We start from the raw sequence: 21,525 nt of genomic DNA on the forward strand, positions 1-21,525 counted from the left end.
GCTCAGGCCTTGGTGAGCAACAGGTAGAACACCAGGGCCAGCACCGGCACGGCAAACACCAGGCTGCCGACCGCCAGCTCCGAACGCAGGGGCTGGTGGGCGGTGACCATGCCCACCGCACCGTTGATGACCGTCAACGCCAGCCACAGCCCCGAGAAGCCATAGCCCAGGGTCTGGCGGCTGAAACCCAGCCGCTCGCCGATAAACAGCACCAGTGCCAGCAGGATCAGGCCAAAGGTGATGATGATGGTGGTGTGCATGATGGGTACTCCCCGGGAGCCGGTGTGCCGGCGCATGTATCGAGCATAGGCGTCAAACCAGCCCGCCATTGGCCCGCAGGATCTGCCCGTTGACCCAGGCCGCCGCCGGGCTCGCCAGGAAGCTGATGATGCTGGCGATATCCTCCGGCTGCCCCAGGCGTTCCAGGGGTGGCATCCTGGCGAAGCTGGCCACCTGCTCGGCAGTCTTGTCCTTGAGGAACAGTTCGGTGGCCACCGGCCCCGGCGCCACGGCATTGACCGTGATCTGGCGCCCGCGCAGCTCCTTGGCAAACACCTGGGTCAGGGATTCCACCGCCGCCTTGCTGGCGATGTACACCGCGTAGCCCGGCAGGTTGAGGCCGACGGTGCTGCTGGAGAAATTGACGATACGGCCGCCGTCATTCAGGCGCCCGGCGGCTTCGCGCAGGGTGTTGAAGGTACCGCGAGTGTTGATGGCGAAGGTCTGCTCGTAGAGCTCGTCGCTGTGCTCGGCCAGGGGCAGCACCTTGAGGATGCCGGCGTTGTTGATCAGCACATCGACCTTGCCCAGTTGGGTCTCGGTCTCTTCGAACAGCCGGCGCACATCGCTGGCGCTGGCCACGTCGGCCTTGACCGCTATGGCCCGGTGCCCGGCCTGGCGCAATTCCACCACCAGCCGGGAAGCTTCCTCGCTGCTGCTGGCGTAGTTGATCGCCACGGCGTAACCCTCCTTGGCCAACTGGCGGGCGATCACTGCGCCTATGCCTCGGGAGGCTCCAGTGACAATGGCGACTTTTGCGGCTTGAGCGGTCATGGGGGTCAGTCCTTCTCGGAGGTTGAACGGCTTGTCTGGGCAACAGGTTCACGGATTTACCGTGCTGGATAAATGCGCCAGAGTTGCCTTGACTGTTCAATATTCGCCAACAATCGAGCTTCTGGAGCCACCTGTGGACCAAGTCAAAGGGATGAAAGTGTTCGTAAGGATCTACGAACGCAGCAGCTTCACTCTAGCCGCCGATGACCTGAACCTGCCCCGGGCGACCCTGACCCACACCCTCAACCAGTTCGAGGCCTGGCTCGGTACCCGGCTGCTGGAGCGCAGCACCCGCCGGGTACGCCCGACTCTGGATGGCCAGGCCTATTACCCCCGTTGCGTGCAACTGCTGGCGGAGCTGGAAGAGGCTGAACTGGCGTTTCGCACTGTGGAGCCCCATGGGCGCTTGCGGGTGGACATGCACGGCACCCTGGCCAAGCACTTCGTGATCCCGCGGCTGGGGGAGTTCATGCAACGTTATCCACAGATCGAACTGGCCATCAGCGAGGCCGACCACTTTGTCGACCTGGTCGCCGAGGGCGTGGACTGCGTGCTGCGTGCCGGCAACCTGGAAGGCTCCTCGCTGATTGCCCGGCGGGTGGCGAACCTGCAGCAGGTGACCTGCGCCAGCCCCGCCTACCTGGCGCGATACGGCGAACCGCAGAGCCTGGACGAACTCGGCGCGCATCGGGCGGTGAACTACGTTTCGCGTACCGCCACCCGCTCGTTCCCCTTCGAGTTCCTGGTCGAGGGGCAGGTGCGCGAAGTGGCCATCGATGGCGCCTTGTCGGTGTTCGGTGCGCAGATCTACGGCGCCTCGGCCCTGGCGGGGCTGGGGATCATCCAGTGTCCGCGTTATCACGTGGCGCGGCAGATCGAGCAGGGATCGATGCGCGAGATTCTCTGTCACACGCCGCCCCCGGCAATGCCGGTGTCGGTGGTCTACCCCCATAGCCGGCACATGTCGCCGCGGGTGCGGGTGTTTGTCGACTGGCTGGCGCAGGTGTTTACCGAGGCGCATTGACGCCCCCGCTGGCACGCCGTCTCCTGCAGGGTGGGGCTATGGGCCGCCAGCGTATTGATCAACCCATTGGATCACCTGGACAACCCCGACTACGCCGGTGGCGTATGGGGCGCTGCGCGAGCTCTCTGCCTGAGGGGCGGTGGGCTCAACTGCTTTCGCGCTCGATCAGCCGGCATTGCAGCAGGTTCAGGCGTTGCACCGTGCCTTCCACTGGCAGCACTCCCAGGCTCTCCAGCACCCGGGTCGCGGCCAGTACGCCGATCTGAAGCGCCGGTGGCTGGATGGTGCTCAGGCTGGGCAGCAGCATCTGCGCAAAGGGGTAGTCGCCAAAACCCAGCACCGCACATTCCTCGGGGATCTTCAGCCCGGCTCGTTGCCCCGCCAGCAGGCCGCCGGCCGCCAGGTTGTCGTTGGCGAAGATGATCGCGTCGGGGCGTTCCGGGCTGCCCATCAGCGCTTCCATGGCCTGTTTGCCGGCCTCGAAGGGCGCGCGGTCGGCATCCGGGGCAAACACCCGGGGCGCCAGCCCCAACTCGGCCAGCGTTGCCAGATAGCCGGCGCGCCGCTCCAGGGCACTGAAGTCTCCCGGGGCGCTGTTCTGCACGAAGGCGATGCGCCGGTAGCCTTTGGCGTGCAGGTGGCGAGCGGCCGTGACCCCTACCTGAAAGTGCGAAAAGCCGATCTGCAGCGGTTGGCGCTGGGGCTGGTAGTCCCAGGTTTCGATCACCGGGATCTCGGTGTCGGCGAGCATCTTTTCCGTGCCCGGGCTATGGAAGTGGCTGGTCAGTACCAGGGCTGCCGGCGACCAGCCGAGAAAGGCCCTTACCGCGCTCTCCTCCTGCCTTGCGTCGAAGTAGCTGGAAGCCAGCAGCAGTTGGTAGCCATGGCGGCTGAGGGTGTCGCTGAAACCCTGGATGGTCTGGGCGAAAATCGGCCCGGAAATGTTCGGGATGACCATGGCGACAATCCGCCCGCGGGCCGAGGCCAGCCCGCCGGCCACCAGGTTCGGTACATAGCCGAGTTCGGCGACCACCGCGGCGATGCGTTCACGGCGCTCGGGGGAAACACTATCGGGCTGGTTGAAATAGCGCGAAACGGTGATCGCCGACACCTCGGCCTGGCGCGCCACGGTGTTCAGGGTTACGCGGCCGGCGCCGCGGCGCTTGCGGCCAGGCGCTTGGTCAGAGCTCATGAGCGCATTCCTTTGGCTGAACAAAAAGGCATATAAAAGTAATTTTTCAGTATTGGACGCTCTATCAGGAGCCTGTCGATACTGGCGATGTTAGCGCTAACAAAGCGCCATGTCTGCTACTCGCTCGAGCGAATGCCCAAGACAGTTTTCAGGCGCTGCCGGCACAGATCGGCAGCGGTTCGGGGCATTTTTCAGCAGGTGCAGCATGCAGAACTTTCTTGGGGAACAGCACAGTCTCACGCAGTCGATCCGTGGTGCCACGCCATTGCGACCCCATCTGGGCTGGTTGCTGGCGGGGCTGGCCGCCTTGCCGCTGCCGGCGGCTTATGCCGCTGGCAGCGGCGCCAGCGCACAGGATCAGGAACCGACCCTGAAGTCGGTGACCGTCACCGCCACCCGCCGCGAGGAATCGCTGCAGAAAGTCCCGGTGGCGGTCTCGGTGGTGGAGGGCGAGCAGCTGGAGCGGGATAACCGCAACGGCGTTGCAAGCATCGTGCAGCAGGTGCCATCGCTGAACTTCCGCACGGGTGCCTCGAACAAGGACACCTCGCTGTTCATCCGTGGCGTGGGCACCATTTCTACCTCACCGGGGGTGGAGCCCACGGTGGCGACGGTGATCGACGGCGTGGTCTACGGCCGCCCCGGCCAGGCCACCCTGGACCTGCTGGATCTGGAACGGATCGAAGTCCTGCGCGGGCCCCAGGGCACCCTGTTCGGCAAGAACGCCTCGGCCGGGGTGCTGAATGTCATCACCAAGGCGCCTACGGCCGAGACTCATGGCTACATCGACCAGGCCTACTACAGCGGCAATGAAAGCCGCACCCGTTTCGGCATTGGCGGCAGCCTGATTCCCGACACCCTCAAGGGCTCGTTCACCACCTTGTTCGGCGGTTACGACGGCAATGTGGATAACCGCCACAACGGCCAGGAGGTCAACGGCTACAACCGCAAGGGCGTGCGCGGCAAGCTGGAGTTCACCCCCAGCGAGGACCTCAAGTTGACCTTCGCGGCGGACTACATGCAATCCCATGATGACGCCCCCAACGGGGTGGTGAGCAAGGCCCTGACACCCGCCTTCGCCAATGCCCTGAACCCCGTGCGCGCCAGCAGCGACAACCGGGACATCAACACCGACACCCGTACCCATGTGGACGATATCAACAAGGGCCTTTCCGGCCAGCTGGACTGGAGCCTGGGCGACTACACCCTGACCTCGATCACCGCCTGGCGCGGCTGGAGCAATACCCAGTACCAGGACGGCGACCGTCTTGGCACGGTCACTGCGGCGTTCCCCGGGACCGCCGACAAGGGGGACCTGGACTACAACCAGTACTCGCAGGAGCTGCGCCTGGCATCGCCCAAGGGGCGGTTCCTGGAGTACGTCGGCGGCCTGTTCTACATGCACGGCAAGGATGAAGAAACCTACCAGCGCACCCTGACCACGACCACCGGCGCCAACCGGGGCATTGCCGACTACAGCACCACCAACGACAGCTACGCGGTATTTGGCGAGAGCACCCTGAATTTCACCGAGGACTTTCGTGGCATCGCCGGCCTGCGCTGGACCCACGATGACCTGAAGTACGATCACCGCCGGGTCTCGACTTCGGCGACCACGGTCAGCGGTATCCAGCCGGGCACCCAGAGTTCCGGCTCGGTGGACGAGGATGGCTGGTCCGGGCGCCTGGGCCTGCAATATGACCTCAGCGCCACGGTCACCAGCTACCTGACCTATTCCCGGGGCTACAAGGGCCCGGCCTACAACGTGTTCTTCAACATGCAGCCGCGGGACACCCAAGCACTGAAACCCGAAACCTCCAACACCTGGGAGGTGGGGATCAAGGCCAGCAGCTGGAACAACCGGCTGACCACCAACCTCGCGGTGTTCCACAGCGAATACGACAACTACCAGGCCAACTTCTTCGACACCGTGGCCGGGCAGGTAGTGACCCGCCTGATCAATGCCGGGAGCGTCAGCAGCGAGGGCGTGGAACTGGATTACGCCCTGCAGGCCACCCAGCAACTGAAGTTCTCCGGGGCCCTGGCCTACACCCGGGCGCGCATCGACGAATTCGCTTGCCCGGCGGGCGCGGCGGCTTCGTGCAATGTCAACGGCAAGCCGTTGCCTTTCAGCCCGGACTGGAAAAGCTACGTGCGCGCCGACTACAGCATTCCCCTGGATAACGGCCTGGATATCGAGTTGGGCACTGACTACAGCTGGCAAAGCGAAGTGCAGTACGACATCAGCCAGAACCTCGACACCCGGCAGGGCGCCTACGGCATCTGGAACGCCAGCATTGCCCTGGCCGACTACAACGATGGCTGGCGCGTGGCATTGCTGGGCAAGAACCTTGCCGACAAGTCCTATTCGCCCCTGCTGGCCAGTGGCGGCAACTACATCTACCGCGCCGTGCCCCGGGATGACGAACGTTATTTCGGCGTGCAGTTGCGCAAGGATTTCTGATGCCCTGCCGTTGTAGGAGCCGGCTTGCCGGCGAATGGGTCGGCGAGCTGGGAGCATGTCCCGAGGGCGCTTTCGCTGGCAAGCCAGCTCCTACAGCGGGCTTTGGCGGTGCCCTTTTTGCAGCATGAAACAAGGAGTGATCCATGTCCCGTTCCACTCGCCAGCTCAAGCTCGGCGCCTTTCTCATGGCCACCGGTCACCACGTTGCCGCCTGGCGTCATCCGGATGTTCCGGCCCAGGCAGGGCTGGATTTTGCCGTCTATAAAGAACTGGCGCAGATCGCCGAAGCCGCGCGCTTCGATGCACTGTTCGTCGCCGACAGCCTGGCAGCCCCTACCGGCCCCATCGCCAGCCGCATGGCCCGCTCCGATTACTTCGAACCCTTGACGTTACTGGCGGCCCTGGCGGCCGTGACCGAGCGGATAGGGCTAATTGCCACTAGCACTACGAGCTATAACGTACCGTACCACGTAGCACGTAAATTCGCGTCGCTGGACCATCTTTCAGGTGGTCGGGCGGGGTGGAACCTGGTGACTTCCGACAATGCCGCCGAAGCGCGGAATTTCGGTCGGGAGGAACATTTTGGGCACGCGGAACGTTATCGCAGGGCCCGGGAGTTCCATCGGGTGGTCACCGGGCTCTGGGACAGCTGGGAGGACGACGCCTTTGTCCGCGACAAGGCCAGTGGCGAGTATTTCGACCCAGACAAGCAGCATTTACTGGACTATCGCGGTGAATTCTTCCAGGTCAAAGGGCCACTGAATGTGGCGCGCCCACCCCAGGGATACCCGGTGATCGTCCAGGCCGGTTCTTCCGAGAGCGGTCGTGAGCTGGCGGCCCAGACCGCCGAAGTGGTATTCACCGCCCAGCCTTCCATGGCCGCCGCGCAGGCCTTCTATGCCGACCTGAAAGGACGCCTGAAGCAGTACGATCGTAGTACGCAATCCCTGAAAATCATGCCTGGGGTATTCGTGGTGGTGGGGGACAGCGAAAGTCAGGCCCGGGAAAAGTTCGAAGCCTTCCAGGACCTGGTGGAGCCCGAGGTGGGCGTGGCCCTGTTGGGGAGGATGCTGGGCAACTTCGACTTGTCCGGCTACCCGCTGGATGCACCGTTGCCGGCGCTGCCACTGACCGAGAGCGGCCAGCAGAGCCGCCAGCAATTGCTCACCGAGCTGGCCGGCAAGGACAACCTGACCCTGGCCCAGCTGGGGCGCAGGATTGCCGGTGGCCGTGGGCACTACAGCCTGATCGGTACGCCCGGGCAGATAGCCGACGAACTGCAAGCCTGGTTCGAGGAGGGCGCGGCCGATGGTTTCAATGTGCTGGTGCCGCATCTCCCTGGTGGGCTACGGGACTTTGCCGGCGGGGTGATTCCGGAACTGCAGCGGCGCGGGCTGTTCAGAACTGAATACGAGGGCCGAACCCTGCGGGAAAACCTGGGGTTGGCGCGACCGAAAAATCAGTTTGTGTGACAACGCGGCTGGCGCAGGGGCCGGCTTGCCAGCGAAAGCGCTCGTGGTGGCCAAGGCTTGCGGGCCTTTGGCCGGCAAGCCGGCTCCTACCGTGGGGCGCTTTGATCGACGTTAGTCGTTTTGGAAAGACCTGACTCAGAGAGGATTCGATGACTTACATAGCTGCTGAAAACCGCTACGACTCCATCCCCTATCGCCGTGTCGGCCGCAGTGGCCTGGTACTGCCGGCGCTGTCCCTGGGGCTGTGGCACAACTTTGGCGACAGTACGCCGATCGACACCCAGCGTGCCTTGCTGCGCACCGCCTTCGACCTGGGGATCAACCACTTCGACCTGGCCAACAACTACGGCCCGCCCTACGGCAGCGCCGAAATCAACTTCGGCCGCCTGCTGCGGGAAGACTTCAAGGCCTATCGCGATGAATTGATCATCTCCAGCAAGGCCGGTTGGGACATGTGGCCCGGGCCTTACGGCCAGGGCGGCGGTTCGCGCAAGTACGTGCTGGCCAGCCTCGACCAGAGCCTGCAGCGCCTGGGCCTGGACTATGTGGATATCTTCTATTCCCACCGCTTCGACCCGGATACGCCGCTGGAGGAAACCGCCAGCGCCCTGGCCACCGCCGTGCAGCAGGGCAAGGCGCTGTATATCGGTATTTCTTCCTATTCGGGGGCCAAGACTCGGGAAATCGCCGCGTTGCTCAAGGAGTGGAAGGTGCCGCTGCTGATCCATCAACCGGCCTACAACATGCTCAACCGCTGGGTCGAGAAGGACCTGCTGGACACCACCGAGGAACTCGGCGCCGGGGTCATCGCCTTTACGCCGCTGGCCCAGGGCCTGCTTACCGACAAGTACCTCAATGGCATTCCCGAGGATGCGCGGGTCAATCGTCCGGGGGGCGGCTCGTTGCAGGCTTCGCACTTGTCGGAGGCCAATATCGCCCATGTCCGCGCGCTCAATGAGATCGCCAAGAACCGCGGCCAGAGCCTGGCGCAACTGGCCCTGGCCTGGACCCTGCGCGACCCGCGGGTGACCTCGGCGCTGATCGGCGCCAGCCGGCCGGAGCAGATCATCGAGAACGTCGGGGCGTTGCAGAACTTGAGCTTCAGTGTCGAGGAACTGGCTGAAATCGATCATTTCGCCAAAGAAGGGCGCATCAACCTGTGGGAAAAACCTTCGACGGCAGAGTGAGGTAAGTCTGCCCCTGCACCGATAAAACAGCCCCCGGCAGAGCGATCTGCCGGGGGCTGTTGGCTTTGCCGCCTGGAGCGGGGCGGCAGGCGTCGTTACCTGGTCGTGCTGCTGACTTTCAAGGAAGACGGATTGCCGGCCACGGTGCGGTCCTGGGGGGCATCGAGGTCGACCTTGGCGGTCACCGACAGGCCCGGCCGCAGGCGTTCGAGGCCGGACTGGTTGGCGTCGAAGCGAATGCGCACCGGCACCCGCTGGACGATCTTGGTGAAGTTGCCGGTGCCCGGTTCGAAGGGCAGCAGGGCAAAGGTCGAGCCTGAACCCGGAGCCAGGCTTTCCACGGTGCCGGTGATGCTGACGCCCGGCAGGGCATCGATCTTGATCTGCGTCGATTGCCCCGGGTACATGTGCTGGGTCTGGGTCTCCTTGAAGTTGGCCAGGACATAGAGGTCATGCAGCGGCACCAGGGTCAGCAGGCGCGAACCCGGTTGCACGTAATCGCCGACCTGAATCTGCCGATTGCCAACGGTGCCGTCCATCGGTGCATAGATGGTGGTGTGGCGCAGGTCCTGCTGGGCCAGTTCCAGCCGCGCCTTGGCGGTTACCACCTTGGCCTTGGCCATCTGCAATTGCGCTTGCAGGCGTTGCCGTTGCGCGGTGGTGACCGCAAGGTCGTTCTCCGCCACTTGCAACATGGCCTGGGCATAGGCCAGGCCTTGTTCGGCGGAGATGGCCTGGGTGCTGTATTTCTCCACTTCATTGCGCGCCACGGCGCCGGTGGTGACCAGGGTATCGAAGCGATTGCGCTCCGCACCGGCACGCTTGGATTCGGCCTGGTTGGTGCGGATCGAGGTGCGCGCCGCCTGCACGCGGGCACTGGCCAGGCGCTGCTCGGCGTCCTGGATGGTCAGCGCGGCCTCGGCCAGGGCGACCTGGGCCTGGTTGTCCGCCAGATCGCCTTCGGCCAGGGATACCCGGCTGTCGAACTCTTCGCTGTTGATGCGCACCAGGGGCTGCCCGGCGGTGACGTTCTGGTGATCCTTGACCAGCACCTCTGTCACCAGGCCATGGACCCGCGGCGCGACGGAGGTCGCATCGGCGGCGATGTAGGCATCGTCCGTGGCCTGTGTCGACGGCGCCATCAGCACCCAGCCAACCCCGACTGCTACCAATGTCAGGGCGATAGCGCCGGCGATCAGCGGGCGCTTGGAACGCTTGCGCGGCTTCTCGGACTCTTGGGCGGCTTGCAGGATGGCGTTCTGAGTCTGGGTGCTCTGCTCCATGTTGAAGCTCCATGCTGTTTTGAATTACGATCATAATATTCACATGTCGGTCGCAATACTACAGGGAAGTACCTACCGTGACGACAAGCGTAACTGACCTCTCCGAAGCGGGTGCCCAGCCCGGCCAACAGTCCACCAAGCGCAAGTTTCTGGTCTTCACGATCATGGCTTTCGGCATGTTCATGGCACTGATCGACATCCAGATCGTGGCGGCCTCGCTCAACGACGTGCAGGCCGGGCTCAGTGCCGGCCCTGATGAAGTGAGCTGGGTGCAGACCGCCTATCTGATTGCCGAACTGATCATGATTCCCTTCTCGGCGTTTCTCGCCCAGGCGATTTCCACCCGCTGGCTGTTCGCTGCCAGCGCGGCGTTCTTTACCCTGTTCAGCGTGGGTTGCGGCATGGCCTGGAACATCGAGTCGATGATCGTGCTGCGGGCCCTGCAAGGCTTTGCCGGCGGGGCGATGGTGCCCACGGTATTCGCCGTGGGGTTCGTGTTGTTCGAAGGCAAGCAGCGGGCGATGGTCCCGGCAATCCTTGGCATGACCGCGGTGCTGGCACCGACCCTGGGCCCCACGGTGGGCGGCCTGGTGACCTTCTACCTGGACTGGCGCTGGATCTTCTTCATCAACGTGCTGCCGGGGCTGGTGATCTGCATCGGCGCGGCGTTGCTGATCGATGTGGATCGCCCGGACCTGTCCATGCTGCGGCGTATCGACTGGCTGCATTTCGTCGCCATGGCGCTGGCCCTGGGGTGTTTTGAATACGTGCTGGAGGAGGGGCCGCGCAAGGACTGGTTCAGCGATACCGGGATCGTCATCGCGGCCTGGGTGTCCCTTGTGTCCTTTGGTTTGTTTATCGAGCGCTCGTTGTATTCGAACAACCCGATCGTGTCCCTGGTGCCGTTTCGCGACCGCACCTTTTCCATTGCCTGCCTGTTGAACCTGGTGATCGGTTTTGGCCTTTATTCGTCGACCTACCTGGTGCCGGTGTTTCTTGGCCGGGTGCGTGGCTTCGATAGCCTGGAAATCGGCACCACGGTTTTTGTCGTGGGCATCGGGCAGTTGGTCAGTACGATTATTGCAGCCCGGGCCTCGGAAAAAGTTGATCGGCGCCTGATCATCTCGGTGGGCTTCCTCGGCCTGGCGCTGAGCCTGTGGCTGACTTCCCGGGTCACCTCCAACTGGGGGTTCGATGAGTTGCTGGTGCCGCAGGTGGCGCGTGGGCTGTTCCTGATGCTGTGCATCGTGCCGAGCGTGAACATGGCCTTGAGCTCGTTCCAGGGGGTTGAACTGCGCCAGGCCTCCGGGCTGTTCAACCTGATGCGCAACCTGGGCGGCGCCATTGGTATTGCTACGGTCAACACCTGGCTGCAGGACGATGCCCGGACTCAGGTCCTGCGCCTGTCCGAGTCGCTGGGGAGCAAGGCTGTCGCCGCCCAGGAACTCATGGGCCAACTGGCGCTGAAGATTGCCGCCGATACACCGGATGCCAGCCACGCTTTCCTGATGGCTCAGGGCATTCTCGGCCGCCTGGTGGGGCGTGAAGCGCTGACCCTGGCCTTTGGCGATGTGTTCCGCCTGATGGCGATGATGTTCGTGGTGGCGTTGTTGCTGGTGCCGTTGTGCAAGGTGCCCCCGGCCGCGCCAGGCGCAGCCGAGGAGGAGAAGTGATAAGCAGCCGGGGCCTAGATGATCGGCGGCCCGGAGCGGGTCTTGCGCAACTGGCTGGGGGTGCAGCCCATGTTTTTCCACATCAGGCGGCGTAGAGCGGTGGAATCGGCATAGCCTACTTTGAAGGCAACTTCTTCAATGCTCATATTGGTGGTTTCCAATAGGCTTTGAACATGTTGCAGGCGAACTTTCTGAATGAAGGCCATGGGCGGCTTTCCCGTGGCGCTACGAATTCTGCGGGATAAGGTCTTCTCGGTTATACGCAAATGTTCGGCAATGGTGCTCAGTGGCGGAACGTTGGGCAGGCAATCCTCGATGAACTTCTCCATTAACAAAACTTCACGGTTTTCCGTTTGCAAGTTGGACAGGGCCATGTAGTGATATTGCGCCGGTCGACCATCTATCAACAGATAACGCATGGTCAATTCAGCAATCTGATTGCCCATCTTATTACGCAATATGTAGAGCATTAGATCCATTTGCGACATGCCTGCGCCTGCTGTAATCATATTTCCGTCATGAATAAGCATGCGTTTTGTGTCGAGTATCGCTTCGGGATAACGCTCTTTGAAAGTTTCATACAGTTGCCAATGAGTGGTGACCGTATGCCCCTCCAGAACCCCCGCCTCACCCAGGACGAAAACTGCTGAACAGGACGCCGCCGTCTGTTGCCCGCGGCGGTGATGGTCATGCACCAGCTGGCTGAGCTTGCGGATATCGGCGTGCCCGAGCCGGGTGATCAGTTCGCTGGACAGGCTGAGCCCAGGCAGCCTTTTTTCCCGGCGACAGCCAAAGAAATCCAGCTCCTGGGTGTTCTCCAGCCCCAGTCCCGGGATCACCAGCATGCTGCCTTCGATGGCCTGGACCTTGTCCAGTGGCTGGGCATCCAGACGCATGCCGTTGCGCATGCGAACCGATTCGCTGCTGCCGATAATCTTCCAGGTGATGGTTGGCCGGCCCATGACTTCGGCGACCTGGTTAGCTGTTCGCAGCACATCCAGGGTGATCGCGACACTCGATCCCATGGCACCTTCCAGCGCAATAAGCGTGAGCACATCCATGTCCATTTTCTCCCTGTAAGTGTCCATTTGTGCATTAGCAAAATATACAAGCTGGTGGCAGACTTCTCAACGCATCCAGATTTCACTTTCCTGCCCACGCTATTCCCTGTGGGACATAAAAAAATATGCATTCATCAAGTGAATGCGTTGCTCTGTCAATAAAATGACATCTTTGTCTACTGCCTAGTAAGAGCTCCCCTTCTTAGGGGCGTTTGTTCGGTTCCTTAGTGCTGAAAATAATAAACGACCTTCAGGTCAATATATGGCTCTCCATTTAAAAAGGATTTTGAATGAACTACGCCGTGCCTCGTGATTATCTCAATGATGTCAATCCAGCCATCTCAGCGCATGTAGCAGTTGATGATCTGCCGTTGGCCGAAGTCCCGGGCATCGAATGTTTAAGTTCGGTTACCGAAGTACTGGCCTATCGCGCATGGCGGCAACCCGATGCCATTGCCTTCATCCATCTGCTCGATGGCGAGCGGGAGGAGGCGTCGATCAGCTACGCCGAACTGTGGAAGCGTAGTCAACGATTGGCCGCCGCGCTGCAGATCTTCGAGCCCCGTGAAAAACGGGTGCTGATGCTGTTCGAGACCGGTATCGACTACATCGTTTCACTGTTCGGCCTGCTGCTGGCCGGTGCCGTGGCGATCCCGGCCTTTCCCCCAGTGGGGACCCGGGGGCTGGAGCGGCTGGCACTGATCTGCGCTGATGCCCATCCGCAACTGGTGCTCACCAGCTCGCGCTTCATGCGGTCCCAGGAGCGGGTCAACGCTCTGCTCCAGGGTGATTTGCCCGTGCCCCAGTGGGTTGACCCGGAGCAGTTGGCCGAGGCGGATTCATCCTGGCGCGGGCAGGCGCTCGCCCACGGCCAACTGGCCCTGCTGCAATACACCTCGGGCTCCACCTCGGCGCCCAAGGGCGTGATGCTGACCCACGACAACCTCTACAGTAATTGCCGCAGTGCCAGCCAGTGGATGGGCCCGGCCAGGAATCGCGTGGGTTGCAGCTGGCTGCCGCCCTATCACGACATGGGCCTGATGGGCGGAATCCTGCAGCCGATCTTCGATGCCTTCCCTACCGTGCTCATCAGCCCCGGGCACTTTGTCCAGCGGCCGCTGCGCTGGCTGGATGCGGTGTCCAGGTACGGCGCCGACGTCACCATCGCGCCCAACTTCGCCTTCGACCTGTGTGTCGAAAACATCACCGACGAGGAACTGGCAGAGCTCGACCTGAGCAAGCTCAAGGCTATCTATTGCGGGGCCGAGCCGGTGCGCCAGAGCACCCTGGCACGCTTCTCCGAACGTTTTGCCGCCGCCGGTTTCAACCCGGCGGCCCTGGGCCCCTGCTACGGGTTGGCCGAGGCCACCGTACTGGTCTCGGGCAAGCGCCACGATGAGCCGGCGTTCAATACCCAGGTGGATCGGGACCAACTCGCCAGTGGCACCCTGGCCATCGTCGATGCCGAGGATGCCCGGGCCCTGCCGCTGGTCAGTAGCGGCAGGGTCGCTCCGGGCCTGCGCGTGGCGATTGTCGACCCTGTCAGCCTGCAACCGGTGGCCGACGGCCAGATCGGCGAGATCTGGGTCCAGGGCGACAACGTGGGCGCCGGCTACTGGGGCAAGGAAGCGCTGAGCCAGCAGGTGTTTCGCGCCAGCCTGCCGGGCATCCATGGGCGTTTCATGCGCACCGGCGATCTTGGCGCGCTGCACCGCGATGAGCTGTTCGTCACCGGGCGCCTCAAGGACCTGATCATCATTGCCGGGCGCAACCTGTATCCCCAGGACCTGGAGCTGGCGGTGGAAAGCGCCGACCCGCGCATCCGCAGCAACGGCTGCGTGGCGGTGGGCATCGATAACGGCCAGCAGGAACAACTGGCGATCGTGGCCGAGGTCAAGCGCAGCGAGAAACTCGATGAAGCCCAGCAGGAACAGCTGCGCCAGGTGATCACCAGTGCGCTGGTCAGCCAGTTCGGCGTGGCCCCGGCGCGCATCCACCTGGCGCCCATGGGCGGCATTCCACTGACCACCAGTGGCAAGGTCCAGCGCCAGGCCACCCGCAAGGCCCTGCTCAACGACACGCTGGCGCGCTATGGCGCCAGTCGCGCGGCTGCGGCACCTACCCTTAAAACTGCAACGGATGCCCTGTCATGACGGCCATGAATCCTCATATCGACCGCACCGGCCAGCGCGAGCGGCAATTGGCCTGGCTGACGGTCGCAACTCCGGCAGTGGGCACCGTGGTGGCCCTGGTGCTGGCCTGGCATCAGGGCATCGGCTGGCTGGAAATCGGCGCGCTGGCCAGCATGTACCTGCTGACCGCCCTGGGAGTGGAAGTGGGCATGCACCGGTTCTTTTCCCACCATGCGTTCAAGGCCGGCCCGGTGATCACCGCATTCTTCGGCATCGCCGGTTCGATGGCGGCGCAGGGCCCGATCCTGTTCTGGGCGGCGACCCATCGCCAGCACCACGCCTTCACCGACAAGGAAGGCGACCCGCATTCGCCGCGCCCGCTCAAGGCGGGTTTTATCGGCAATATCCAGGGCTGGTGGCACGCTCACCTGGGCTGGCTGTTCAGCCTGCGCAAGCAGAACTGGAGCCAGTTCGTGCCGGACCTGCTGCGCGATCGACTGATCATGCAGATCAACCAGCGCTACTACCTGTGGATCATCCTCGGCCTGCTGCTGCCCAGCCTGGCATGCGGGCTGATAACCCGCAGCTGGGAGGGCGCGCTCAGCGGCCTGCTGTGGGGCGGCTTCGTGCGGATCTTCCTGGTGGACCACGCCACCTGGTGCATCAACTCCTTTGCCCACCGGGTTGGCGGCCGCGACCACAAGACCCGGGACACCAGCCGCAACGTGTTCTGGCTGGCGATTCCGACGGTAGGGGGCGGCTGGCACAACAACCACCACGCCTTCCCGGCGCTGGCCCATGCCGGCCTGAAACCCTGGCAGTTGGATATTGGCGGCCTGTTCATCGAGCTGCTCGCCCTCTGCGGCCTGGCCTGGGATGTCAAACGGCCCGGCCCGACCGTGGCTGCAGAACCTTCAGAAAGCTGATTGCCGGTCCCTACCTCACAGGAAGCAATTCATGGACGAGATACTCACCAACACAGCGACACCAGAGGTCGGCGGGGTTGCCCAGCTGAGCCCGAGTGCGGCCAGGACCAAGGCGCGGATCGCGCTGGCAGTCATGCTGGTGCCCCTGTTCGGGACTTTCGAGGCAATCCGGCTATGGTTCACCGGCCAGGTCCATGCCCTGGATTTCATCCTCTTCGCGGTGTTCTACGCGGTGCAGATGTTCGGGGTTTCCATGGGCTACCACCGTTACCTGGCCCATCGTGCGTTCAAGACCTCGCGGCTGATGAGCAGCCTGATGCTGATCGCCGGTTGCATGGCGGCCCAGGGGCCGATCCTGTTCTGGGTCACCACCCATCGCCGGCACCACACCTACAGTGACCAGCACGGTGACCCGCATTCCCCCAACCTCATGGGCCAGAGCCGCTGGCAACGGGCCAAGGGGCTGTGGCATGCGCACATGCCGTGGATGCTGGCCCCGGACATGTCGAGCTGGAACTTCTTCGCCCCGGACATCCTGCGCGACCGCCGGCTGTTCTTCTACAACCAGACCTACCTGTTCTGGGTGGCCCTGGGGGTAATCCTGCCAGGGGTGATCGGCGGGCTGGTCAGCCAGAGCTGGTCCGGTGCCTGGAGCGGCCTGATCTTCGGCGGCCTGGCGCGGATCTTCGTCGCCAACCAGGCGGCCTGGTGTGTGGGCTCCATCTGCCACCGCTACGGCGCTCGCCCGTTCGTGACCCACGACCAGAGCACCAACAACTGGATCGTGGCCTTCCTCACCTTTGGCGAGGGGCTGCAAAACAATCACCACGCATTCCCTGCCTGGTACCGGCATGGCGTGCACTGGTGGGAGCCCGACCTGTCGGGCTGGACACTGGCGTTAATGGGCAAGCTGAGACTGGTCTCAGACCTGCGTTCCCCGTCCCAGGCAATGATCGACAAAGTCCGCAAGCGCCAGGCCTCGTCCTGAAACGCCCAATCGGCTGATCGTATTAACCACCTCACTCATCAAGGAAGATCCTATGTCCAATTTCATCTCCAATTTGCTGAGCACTCTGAGCTTCTCAGAGAAAAAACAGGCGGCGGTCGAACTCAACGAGGACAGCATCAAGCATTGGCTGGTGCAGAAGATGGGCGCGCTCTTGAAGATCGATCCTTCCCAGGTCGATACCGCCCGCAGCTTCGAGTCCTACGGCCTCGATTCGCTGGTAGCGGTGAAGGTGGCGGGTGACCTGGAGAAGTTCATGGAGCAGCGCCTGTCGCCGGCCCTGCTGTTCGAATACTCCAGCATCGATGACCTGTCCAAATACCTGGCCAATGAACTGACCACATCCGAAGTTTGACTTCGCAGGAGCTTGGCCATGGCCATTGCACAGATGCCCTCGCAAAAAAACGATAAATTCAATGACCTGCTCCGACGCTCTCAGGAGATCGAGGGCCTGCGTCTGACCGACGCAATCCCCAAGCACCTGTATCAGCCGCGGGTATGGCGCGGGATGCTCAGCTTCGTCGTCAGCTACATGCTCTACATCGGTGCCATCGTGGCGGTCGCCCACGTGCACTGGATGTTCTACCTGCCGCTGTGGCTGGTGGCGGGCCTGGGCGGCTGGGGCCTGTTCTGTGTCGCTCACGATTGCGGGCACAACTCGTTCTCGCGCAACCGCAGCTTCAACCACATCCTCGGGCACATCGCGCTGCTGCCGTTGCTGTACCCGTTCCACGGCTGGCGCCACATGCACAACATGCACCACGCCAACACCAACAACCTGGAAATGGACGTCGACTGGCGCCCGGTGCTGCGCGTGCAATATGACGCCATGCCCTGGTGGGACAAGCTGGTCTACAGCAGCACCCGCACCTGGCTGTTCTGGCTGGGCACGGTCAACTACCAGCGTCACTCGGGCTTCCGTCCGTCGATGTTCCACAAGCTCGAAGCGCGCAACGAAGTGCGTCGCTCGATCCTGTTCATGGTGGTGGCTGCGCTGATCTACCTGCCGACCCTGGTCTACTTCACCGGCTTCACCGGTCTGTTCCTGTACTTCATCGCCCCGTGGCTGGCGACCCATGCCTGGTTCAGCCTGACCACCATGATGCACCACATCAGCGACGAGACCCCGTTCCTCACCAAGGAACACTGGAGCTTCAACAGCAGCCGCCTGCTGCTGACCACCGACTACATGTACCCCAAGTGGCTGCTGTTCCTGACCCACTACATTTCGGTGCACACCGCGCACCATGTGGCGCCGATCATTCCCCACTACAACCTGCCCGAAGCCCAGGCCGCGTTGAAGACGGCCTTCCCCGGCATGGTCCGGGAAAAGCCCATGACCGTGCAGGACGTGTGGCACGTGGCGCGTAGCTGCCACCTGTACGATCCGGTGAACGGTTTCTATGAGTCCTTCGACCAACCAGCCCAGGCGGCCGGTGACCCGAGCACCCCCGGAGCCCGGGCCGCCAACGGCCCGTTGACCATGAAGCAGCAGATGCTGCGCAGCTACATGGGCGTGCTGGGATCGGTGTCGCTGGAGACCGCCGGGGCCAAGGCCACCGACCTGTTCGGCTACACCCGGGAATACATCAAGCAGCCGGACAAGGAAATGAGCCCCCTGGGCGCCCAGCGTTTCCATATCAAGGGTATCCCCGGCGTTCCCCACGGCTATCAGTGGGGCACGGGCAACCAGACCATCCTGCTGGTCCATGGCTGGGGTGCGGACAGCCGCAGCCTGTATTCCTTCACCCGGGTCCTGCAGCGCCAGGGCTTCAAGGTCGCGACCTTCGATGCGCCGGCCCACGGCATCTCGCCGGGCTCGCTGAGCACCATGACCGAGTTCAAGGACGCGGTGAAAGCGGCGATTGTCGCCCTCGGTGACGTGGTGGGTATCGTTGCCCATTCCCTGGGCGGGATCGCCGCCACCGGAGCCCTGGCCGAACTGGCCGAGACTCATCGGATCAAGGCCTTGTGCCTGCTGGGCTCGCCGGCCAACCTGCCGGTGGTGATCCAGCGCTGGGCCAACGGCTACCTGAAGCTCAAGCCGGCGGTGGTCCAGGCCATGCACCGGGAACTGTGGAAACGTAACGGCGTGCCGGTGGAGCACTGGGATATCCCGGCGCTGGGCAACGCCCTGCAACTGCCAACCCTGGTGCTGCATGACCTCAACGACCCGATCGTGCCGTTCTGCGAAGCGCAGCAGATCACCACGCTGATGCCATGGGCCAAGCTGGAGCCGGTGTCCGGGCTCGGGCATGTGCGGATCCTCTCCGATGCCGCGGTACTGGAGCAGGTGGCGCAGTTCCTCGTGGAGAACGTCAAGGTGGCCGAAGTGGCTCAGGCCAGCGCATGAGAACAACGCATAACCCTTTGATGATGGTTGACCACCCATGAGCACCTACGCTGAAAACGCTGTGGCCGAGTCCGGCCTGTGGATGTGCCTGATCTGTGGCTGGATCTACGATCAACGCCTTGGCGATCCGGATTCGGGGGTGCCTCCGGGCACCGCCTGGGACGACATTGCCGAGGATTGGACCTGCCCGGAATGCGGCGTGAGCAAGTTGGACTTCAACATGGTGAAGCTGTAGCCCAGCGCTTGAATTCTGTAGTCGATGAGGAAGGAAGATGGCGACCCAAGAGCCAAGGCCGGCACCTGCCAGGGGCCGGCGCAACAGCTTCAGGAAGATGCTCTTCAAGGGCATTTACAACGGGGTTCTGGGGCTGCTTCGCTGCAGCTTCTGGATTGAGTCGCGGCTTTTTCCCCAGCGCGCTGCAGCACGGGCGCTGAAGATGTTCACGACGCCACAACGGCTGCGCCAGCATTTTCCGCAGACCTTGCCCAGCGCCACGGTGCAGGACCTGGAAACCGACCAGGGGCGCCTGCGCTGCTTTCGCTGGACTCCACCGCAGGTCCGGCGCCGGGTGGTGCTGGTGCACGGTTGGAGTGGCGCCAGCACCCAGTGGCAGTACCTGATCCCGCTGTTGCTGGAGGAGGGCTGCGAGGTCCTCTCCTTCGACTGCATCGGCCATGGCGGCAGCGGCGGTCGGCAGGCCTCGCTGCCGACCTTCGTCAGCATGCTCGACCAGGTGCAAAAGCAACTGGGGCCCTTCGACACCGTGATTGGTCACTCCCTGGGCGGCGCTGCCGCCGGGTATGCCTTGAGCACTCCGGTCGGCAAGGGTTTCCAGCGGGCGGTCCTGGTGGCCGCGCCGGCCGATATCGAAAACGTGGTCCGGCGCTTTGGCGCATTTTTGTGGATCAACGATGACGTCAGGCAACGCATGCAACTTCTGGTTGAGCAACGCTATCAGAAGGACATGGCCAGCCTGGCGGTCAGCCGTTATGGGCGCCAGGTGGAGGTCCCGGTGCTGCTGGTGCATGACCAGCAGGATCAGGAAGTCCCGGCAGATGACCTGCAATCCTTCGCCGAAGGCTTGCGACACCGGCGGGTCTTGCAGACTCGCGGGTTGGGCCATCTGAAAATTCTCAAGGACAGCGCGACCATGGAGGCCGTGGTCGAGTTTGTCTGTGCAAAGGACGGCAACCTATGAGTGAAAGTTACGATGTGATCGTTATTGGTGCGGGTCCCGGCGGCTATGTCGCCGCCATCCGGGCCGCGCAACTGGGGCTCAAGACAGTCTGCATCGAGCGCTACAAGGGCAAGGATGGCAAGACCGCCCTGGGCGGGACGTGCCTGAACGTTGGCTGCATTCCCTCCAAGGCACTGCTGGACAGTTCCCACCACTACTACGAAGCGCGCAACGGATTCGAAGTGCACGGCATCGCCATCAGCAATCCGCAGATGGATGTGCCGGCCATGCTGGCGCGCAAGGACAACGTGGTGCGCAATTTCAACGGCGGCATTGCCTCGCTGTTCAAGGCCAATGGCGTGGCGCTGCTGGAAGGTCACGGCAAGCTGCTGGCCAACAAGGAAGTGGAAGTCACCGCCGCCGATGGCAGCACGCAACGCATCAGCGCCGGCAATATCATCCTGGCTCCCGGCTCGCGGCCGATCGACATTCCCGCGGCGCCCCTGGCCGGCGAGGTGATAGTGGACTCCACCGGCGCCCTGGAATTCACCCAGGTGCCCAAGCGCCTCGGGGTGATCGGTGCCGGCGTCATCGGCCTGGAACTGGGGTCGGTCTGGGCACGCCTGGGGGCTCAAGTCACAGTGCTGGAAGCCCTCGACAGCTTCCTCCCGGCGGTGGATGCGCAGATCGCCAAGGAGGCGCAGAAGATCCTCGGCAAGCAGGGCCTGGATATCCGCCTGGGCGCCCGGGTGACGGCCTGCGAAGTGCAGGGCGACAGCGTCAAGGTCAGCCTCAGTGAGGCCGGCGAGGACAAGCAGCAGGTGTTCGACCGGCTGATCGTCGCCGTCGGTCGCCGCCCGCTGACCACCGATCTGCTGGCCGCCGACAGCGGCGTGCACCTGGACGAACGCGGTTTTATCCACGTCGATGGCCAGTGCTGCACCAGCGTCCCCGGGGTGTTCGCCATTGGCGACGTGGTACGCGGCCCGATGCTGGCGCACAAGGCTTCTGAAGAGGGGGTGATGGTGGCCGAGGGGATTGCCGGGCATCGGCACCCGTTGAACTACGACCTGATCCCCTCGGTAATCTACACCCACCCGGAAATCGCCTGGGTCGGCCAGACCGAGCAGGCCCTCAAGGCCGAGGGTGTCGAGTTGAACATCGGCACCTTCCCGTTCGCTGCCAGCAGCCGGGCCATGGCGGCCAACGACACCGCCGGGCTGGTCAAGGTGATTGCCGATGCAGGCACCGACCGCGTGCTGGGCGTGCATGTGATCGGGCCGGGCGCGGCGGAGCTGGTTCAGGAAGGGGCCATCGGCATGGAGTTCGGCACCAGCGCCGAGGACCTGGGGATGATGGTGTTCTCCCATCCGACCCTGTCCGAAGCCCTGCATGAAGCCGCGCTGGCCGTGAATGGCCAGGCGATCCATATCGGCAATCGCAAGAAGAAAGCCCCCGCCGGCGTCAAATAGCCAGTGGCCCCGGCCCCGCTCATGCAGCGCGGCCGGGGTTTGCTGCATC

General features: G+C 63.3%; 18 protein-coding genes. 13 read left to right on the top strand and 5 right to left on the bottom strand.

Annotated elements, in window-relative coordinates; genetic code table 11:
- Positions 1-2: 2 nt before the first annotated feature.
- Both AC1RL5_RS18070 and AC1RL5_RS18075 read right to left on the bottom strand, forming a co-directional pair.
- Positions 3-260: a hypothetical protein gene (locus tag AC1RL5_RS18070; protein ID WP_015633747.1), complete on the bottom strand. Its 258-nt coding sequence runs from the start codon at positions 258-260 to the stop codon at positions 3-5.
- A 52-nt stretch (positions 261-312) separates the two neighbouring features.
- Positions 313-1,053 carry an SDR family oxidoreductase gene (locus tag AC1RL5_RS18075; RefSeq protein WP_019094920.1) on the bottom strand — a complete coding sequence of 247 codons (741 nt, stop codon included), beginning with the start codon at positions 1,051-1,053 and terminating at the stop codon, positions 313-315.
- Between the two features lie 133 nt (positions 1,054-1,186).
- Between AC1RL5_RS18075 and AC1RL5_RS18080 the strand changes: the two genes are divergently transcribed.
- A complete protein-coding gene (locus tag AC1RL5_RS18080) occupies positions 1,187-2,077 on the top strand; it encodes a LysR family transcriptional regulator (RefSeq protein WP_011058633.1) in 891 nt (296 codons plus the stop codon).
- 145 nt (positions 2,078-2,222) lie between these two features.
- Here the strand turns inward: AC1RL5_RS18080 and AC1RL5_RS18085 are convergent, their stop codons facing one another.
- Positions 2,223-3,269, bottom strand: coding sequence for a LacI family DNA-binding transcriptional regulator (locus AC1RL5_RS18085; RefSeq protein WP_492589479.1), 1,047 nt, complete (start codon positions 3,267-3,269; stop codon positions 2,223-2,225).
- Between the two features lie 205 nt (positions 3,270-3,474).
- On the opposite strand from AC1RL5_RS18085, the gene AC1RL5_RS18090 reads away from it, so the two are divergent.
- The 3 genes from AC1RL5_RS18090 (at position 3,475) to mgrA (ending at position 8,392) form a co-directional block, all read left to right on the top strand.
- A complete protein-coding gene (locus AC1RL5_RS18090) occupies positions 3,475-5,733 on the top strand; it encodes a TonB-dependent receptor (RefSeq protein ID WP_492589480.1) in 2,259 nt (752 codons plus the stop codon).
- Positions 5,734-5,876: 143 nt separating this feature from the next.
- Entirely contained in the window at positions 5,877-7,205 is a 1,329-nt protein-coding gene (locus AC1RL5_RS18095; protein WP_492589481.1) for an LLM class flavin-dependent oxidoreductase, read from the top strand.
- Positions 7,206-7,354: 149 nt separating this feature from the next.
- A complete protein-coding gene (gene mgrA, locus AC1RL5_RS18100; RefSeq protein WP_019094917.1) occupies positions 7,355-8,392 on the top strand; it encodes an L-glyceraldehyde 3-phosphate reductase in 1,038 nt (345 codons plus the stop codon).
- A 95-nt stretch (positions 8,393-8,487) separates the two neighbouring features.
- Here the strand turns inward: mgrA and AC1RL5_RS18105 are convergent, their stop codons facing one another.
- On the bottom strand, positions 8,488-9,675 hold the full coding sequence (locus AC1RL5_RS18105; protein ID WP_072452145.1) for an HlyD family secretion protein: 1,188 nt from the start codon (positions 9,673-9,675) through the stop codon (positions 8,488-8,490).
- A 77-nt stretch (positions 9,676-9,752) separates the two neighbouring features.
- On the opposite strand from AC1RL5_RS18105, the gene AC1RL5_RS18110 reads away from it, so the two are divergent.
- On the top strand, positions 9,753-11,348 hold the full coding sequence (locus AC1RL5_RS18110) for a DHA2 family efflux MFS transporter permease subunit (protein WP_492589483.1): 1,596 nt from the start codon (positions 9,753-9,755) through the stop codon (positions 11,346-11,348).
- A 14-nt stretch (positions 11,349-11,362) separates the two neighbouring features.
- Here AC1RL5_RS18110 and AC1RL5_RS18115 read toward each other — a convergent pair whose 3' ends face one another.
- Positions 11,363-12,409 (bottom strand): GlxA family transcriptional regulator, encoded by a 1,047-nt coding sequence (locus AC1RL5_RS18115; protein WP_011058640.1) that lies wholly within the window; start codon positions 12,407-12,409, stop codon positions 11,363-11,365.
- Between the two features lie 290 nt (positions 12,410-12,699).
- Here AC1RL5_RS18115 and AC1RL5_RS18120 point away from each other — a divergent pair, with 290 nt between their 5' ends.
- The 8 genes from AC1RL5_RS18120 (at position 12,700) to lpdA (ending at position 21,476) form a co-directional block, all read left to right on the top strand.
- Positions 12,700-14,562 carry a fatty acyl-AMP ligase gene (locus AC1RL5_RS18120; RefSeq protein ID WP_011058641.1) on the top strand — a complete coding sequence of 621 codons (1,863 nt, stop codon included), beginning with the start codon at positions 12,700-12,702 and terminating at the stop codon, positions 14,560-14,562.
- On the top strand, positions 14,559-15,467 hold the full coding sequence (locus tag AC1RL5_RS18125) for an acyl-CoA desaturase (protein WP_015633759.1): 909 nt from the start codon (positions 14,559-14,561) through the stop codon (positions 15,465-15,467). Before AC1RL5_RS18120 ends, AC1RL5_RS18125 begins: the two co-directional genes overlap by 4 nt.
- A 31-nt stretch (positions 15,468-15,498) precedes the next feature.
- Positions 15,499-16,455, top strand: coding sequence for an acyl-CoA desaturase (locus AC1RL5_RS18130; RefSeq protein ID WP_015633760.1), 957 nt, complete (start codon positions 15,499-15,501; stop codon positions 16,453-16,455).
- 52 nt (positions 16,456-16,507) lie between these two features.
- Positions 16,508-16,828 (top strand): acyl carrier protein, encoded by a 321-nt coding sequence (locus AC1RL5_RS18135; protein ID WP_011058644.1) that lies wholly within the window; start codon positions 16,508-16,510, stop codon positions 16,826-16,828.
- A gap of 18 nt (positions 16,829-16,846) precedes the next feature.
- Positions 16,847-18,826: an alpha/beta fold hydrolase gene (locus tag AC1RL5_RS18140; RefSeq protein WP_015633761.1), complete on the top strand. Its 1,980-nt coding sequence runs from the start codon at positions 16,847-16,849 to the stop codon at positions 18,824-18,826.
- A gap of 37 nt (positions 18,827-18,863) precedes the next feature.
- A complete protein-coding gene (locus tag AC1RL5_RS18145) occupies positions 18,864-19,061 on the top strand; it encodes a rubredoxin (protein ID WP_011058646.1) in 198 nt (65 codons plus the stop codon).
- Positions 19,062-19,263: 202 nt separating this feature from the next.
- Positions 19,264-20,025, top strand: a complete 762-nt coding sequence (locus tag AC1RL5_RS18150; RefSeq protein WP_169892889.1) for an alpha/beta hydrolase — start codon at positions 19,264-19,266, stop codon at positions 20,023-20,025.
- Positions 20,022-21,476, top strand: a complete 1,455-nt coding sequence (gene lpdA, locus AC1RL5_RS18155) for a dihydrolipoyl dehydrogenase (RefSeq protein ID WP_011058648.1) — start codon at positions 20,022-20,024, stop codon at positions 21,474-21,476. Before AC1RL5_RS18150 ends, lpdA begins: the two co-directional genes overlap by 4 nt.
- Positions 21,477-21,525: the final 49 nt, after the last annotated feature.

The organism is Pseudomonas sp. GW822-FHT06D10 (genome assembly GCF_058799535.1).

Excerpts from the sequence above, each read along its gene's own strand:
- AC1RL5_RS18070 (WP_015633747.1), bottom strand. The coding sequence starts at position 260 with ATGCACACCACCATCATCATCACCTTTGGCCTGATCCTGCTGGCACTG.
- AC1RL5_RS18075 (WP_019094920.1), bottom strand. The coding sequence starts at position 1,053 with ATGACCGCTCAAGCCGCAAAAGTCGCCATTGTCACTGGAGCCTCCCGA.
- AC1RL5_RS18085 (WP_492589479.1), bottom strand. The coding sequence starts at position 3,269 with ATGAGCTCTGACCAAGCGCCTGGCCGCAAGCGCCGCGGCGCCGGCCGC.
- AC1RL5_RS18090 (WP_492589480.1), top strand. The coding sequence starts at position 3,475 with ATGCAGAACTTTCTTGGGGAACAGCACAGTCTCACGCAGTCGATCCGT.
- AC1RL5_RS18095 (WP_492589481.1), top strand. The coding sequence starts at position 5,877 with ATGTCCCGTTCCACTCGCCAGCTCAAGCTCGGCGCCTTTCTCATGGCC.
- mgrA (WP_019094917.1), top strand. The coding sequence starts at position 7,355 with ATGACTTACATAGCTGCTGAAAACCGCTACGACTCCATCCCCTATCGC.
- AC1RL5_RS18105 (WP_072452145.1), bottom strand. The coding sequence starts at position 9,675 with ATGGAGCAGAGCACCCAGACTCAGAACGCCATCCTGCAAGCCGCCCAA.
- AC1RL5_RS18115 (WP_011058640.1), bottom strand. The coding sequence starts at position 12,409 with ATGGATGTGCTCACGCTTATTGCGCTGGAAGGTGCCATGGGATCGAGT.
- AC1RL5_RS18120 (WP_011058641.1), top strand. The coding sequence starts at position 12,700 with ATGAACTACGCCGTGCCTCGTGATTATCTCAATGATGTCAATCCAGCC.
- AC1RL5_RS18125 (WP_015633759.1), top strand. The coding sequence starts at position 14,559 with ATGACGGCCATGAATCCTCATATCGACCGCACCGGCCAGCGCGAGCGG.
- AC1RL5_RS18130 (WP_015633760.1), top strand. The coding sequence starts at position 15,499 with ATGGACGAGATACTCACCAACACAGCGACACCAGAGGTCGGCGGGGTT.
- AC1RL5_RS18135 (WP_011058644.1), top strand. The coding sequence starts at position 16,508 with ATGTCCAATTTCATCTCCAATTTGCTGAGCACTCTGAGCTTCTCAGAG.
- AC1RL5_RS18140 (WP_015633761.1), top strand. The coding sequence starts at position 16,847 with ATGGCCATTGCACAGATGCCCTCGCAAAAAAACGATAAATTCAATGAC.
- AC1RL5_RS18145 (WP_011058646.1), top strand. The coding sequence starts at position 18,864 with ATGAGCACCTACGCTGAAAACGCTGTGGCCGAGTCCGGCCTGTGGATG.
- AC1RL5_RS18150 (WP_169892889.1), top strand. The coding sequence starts at position 19,264 with ATGTTCACGACGCCACAACGGCTGCGCCAGCATTTTCCGCAGACCTTG.
- lpdA (WP_011058648.1), top strand. The coding sequence starts at position 20,022 with ATGAGTGAAAGTTACGATGTGATCGTTATTGGTGCGGGTCCCGGCGGC.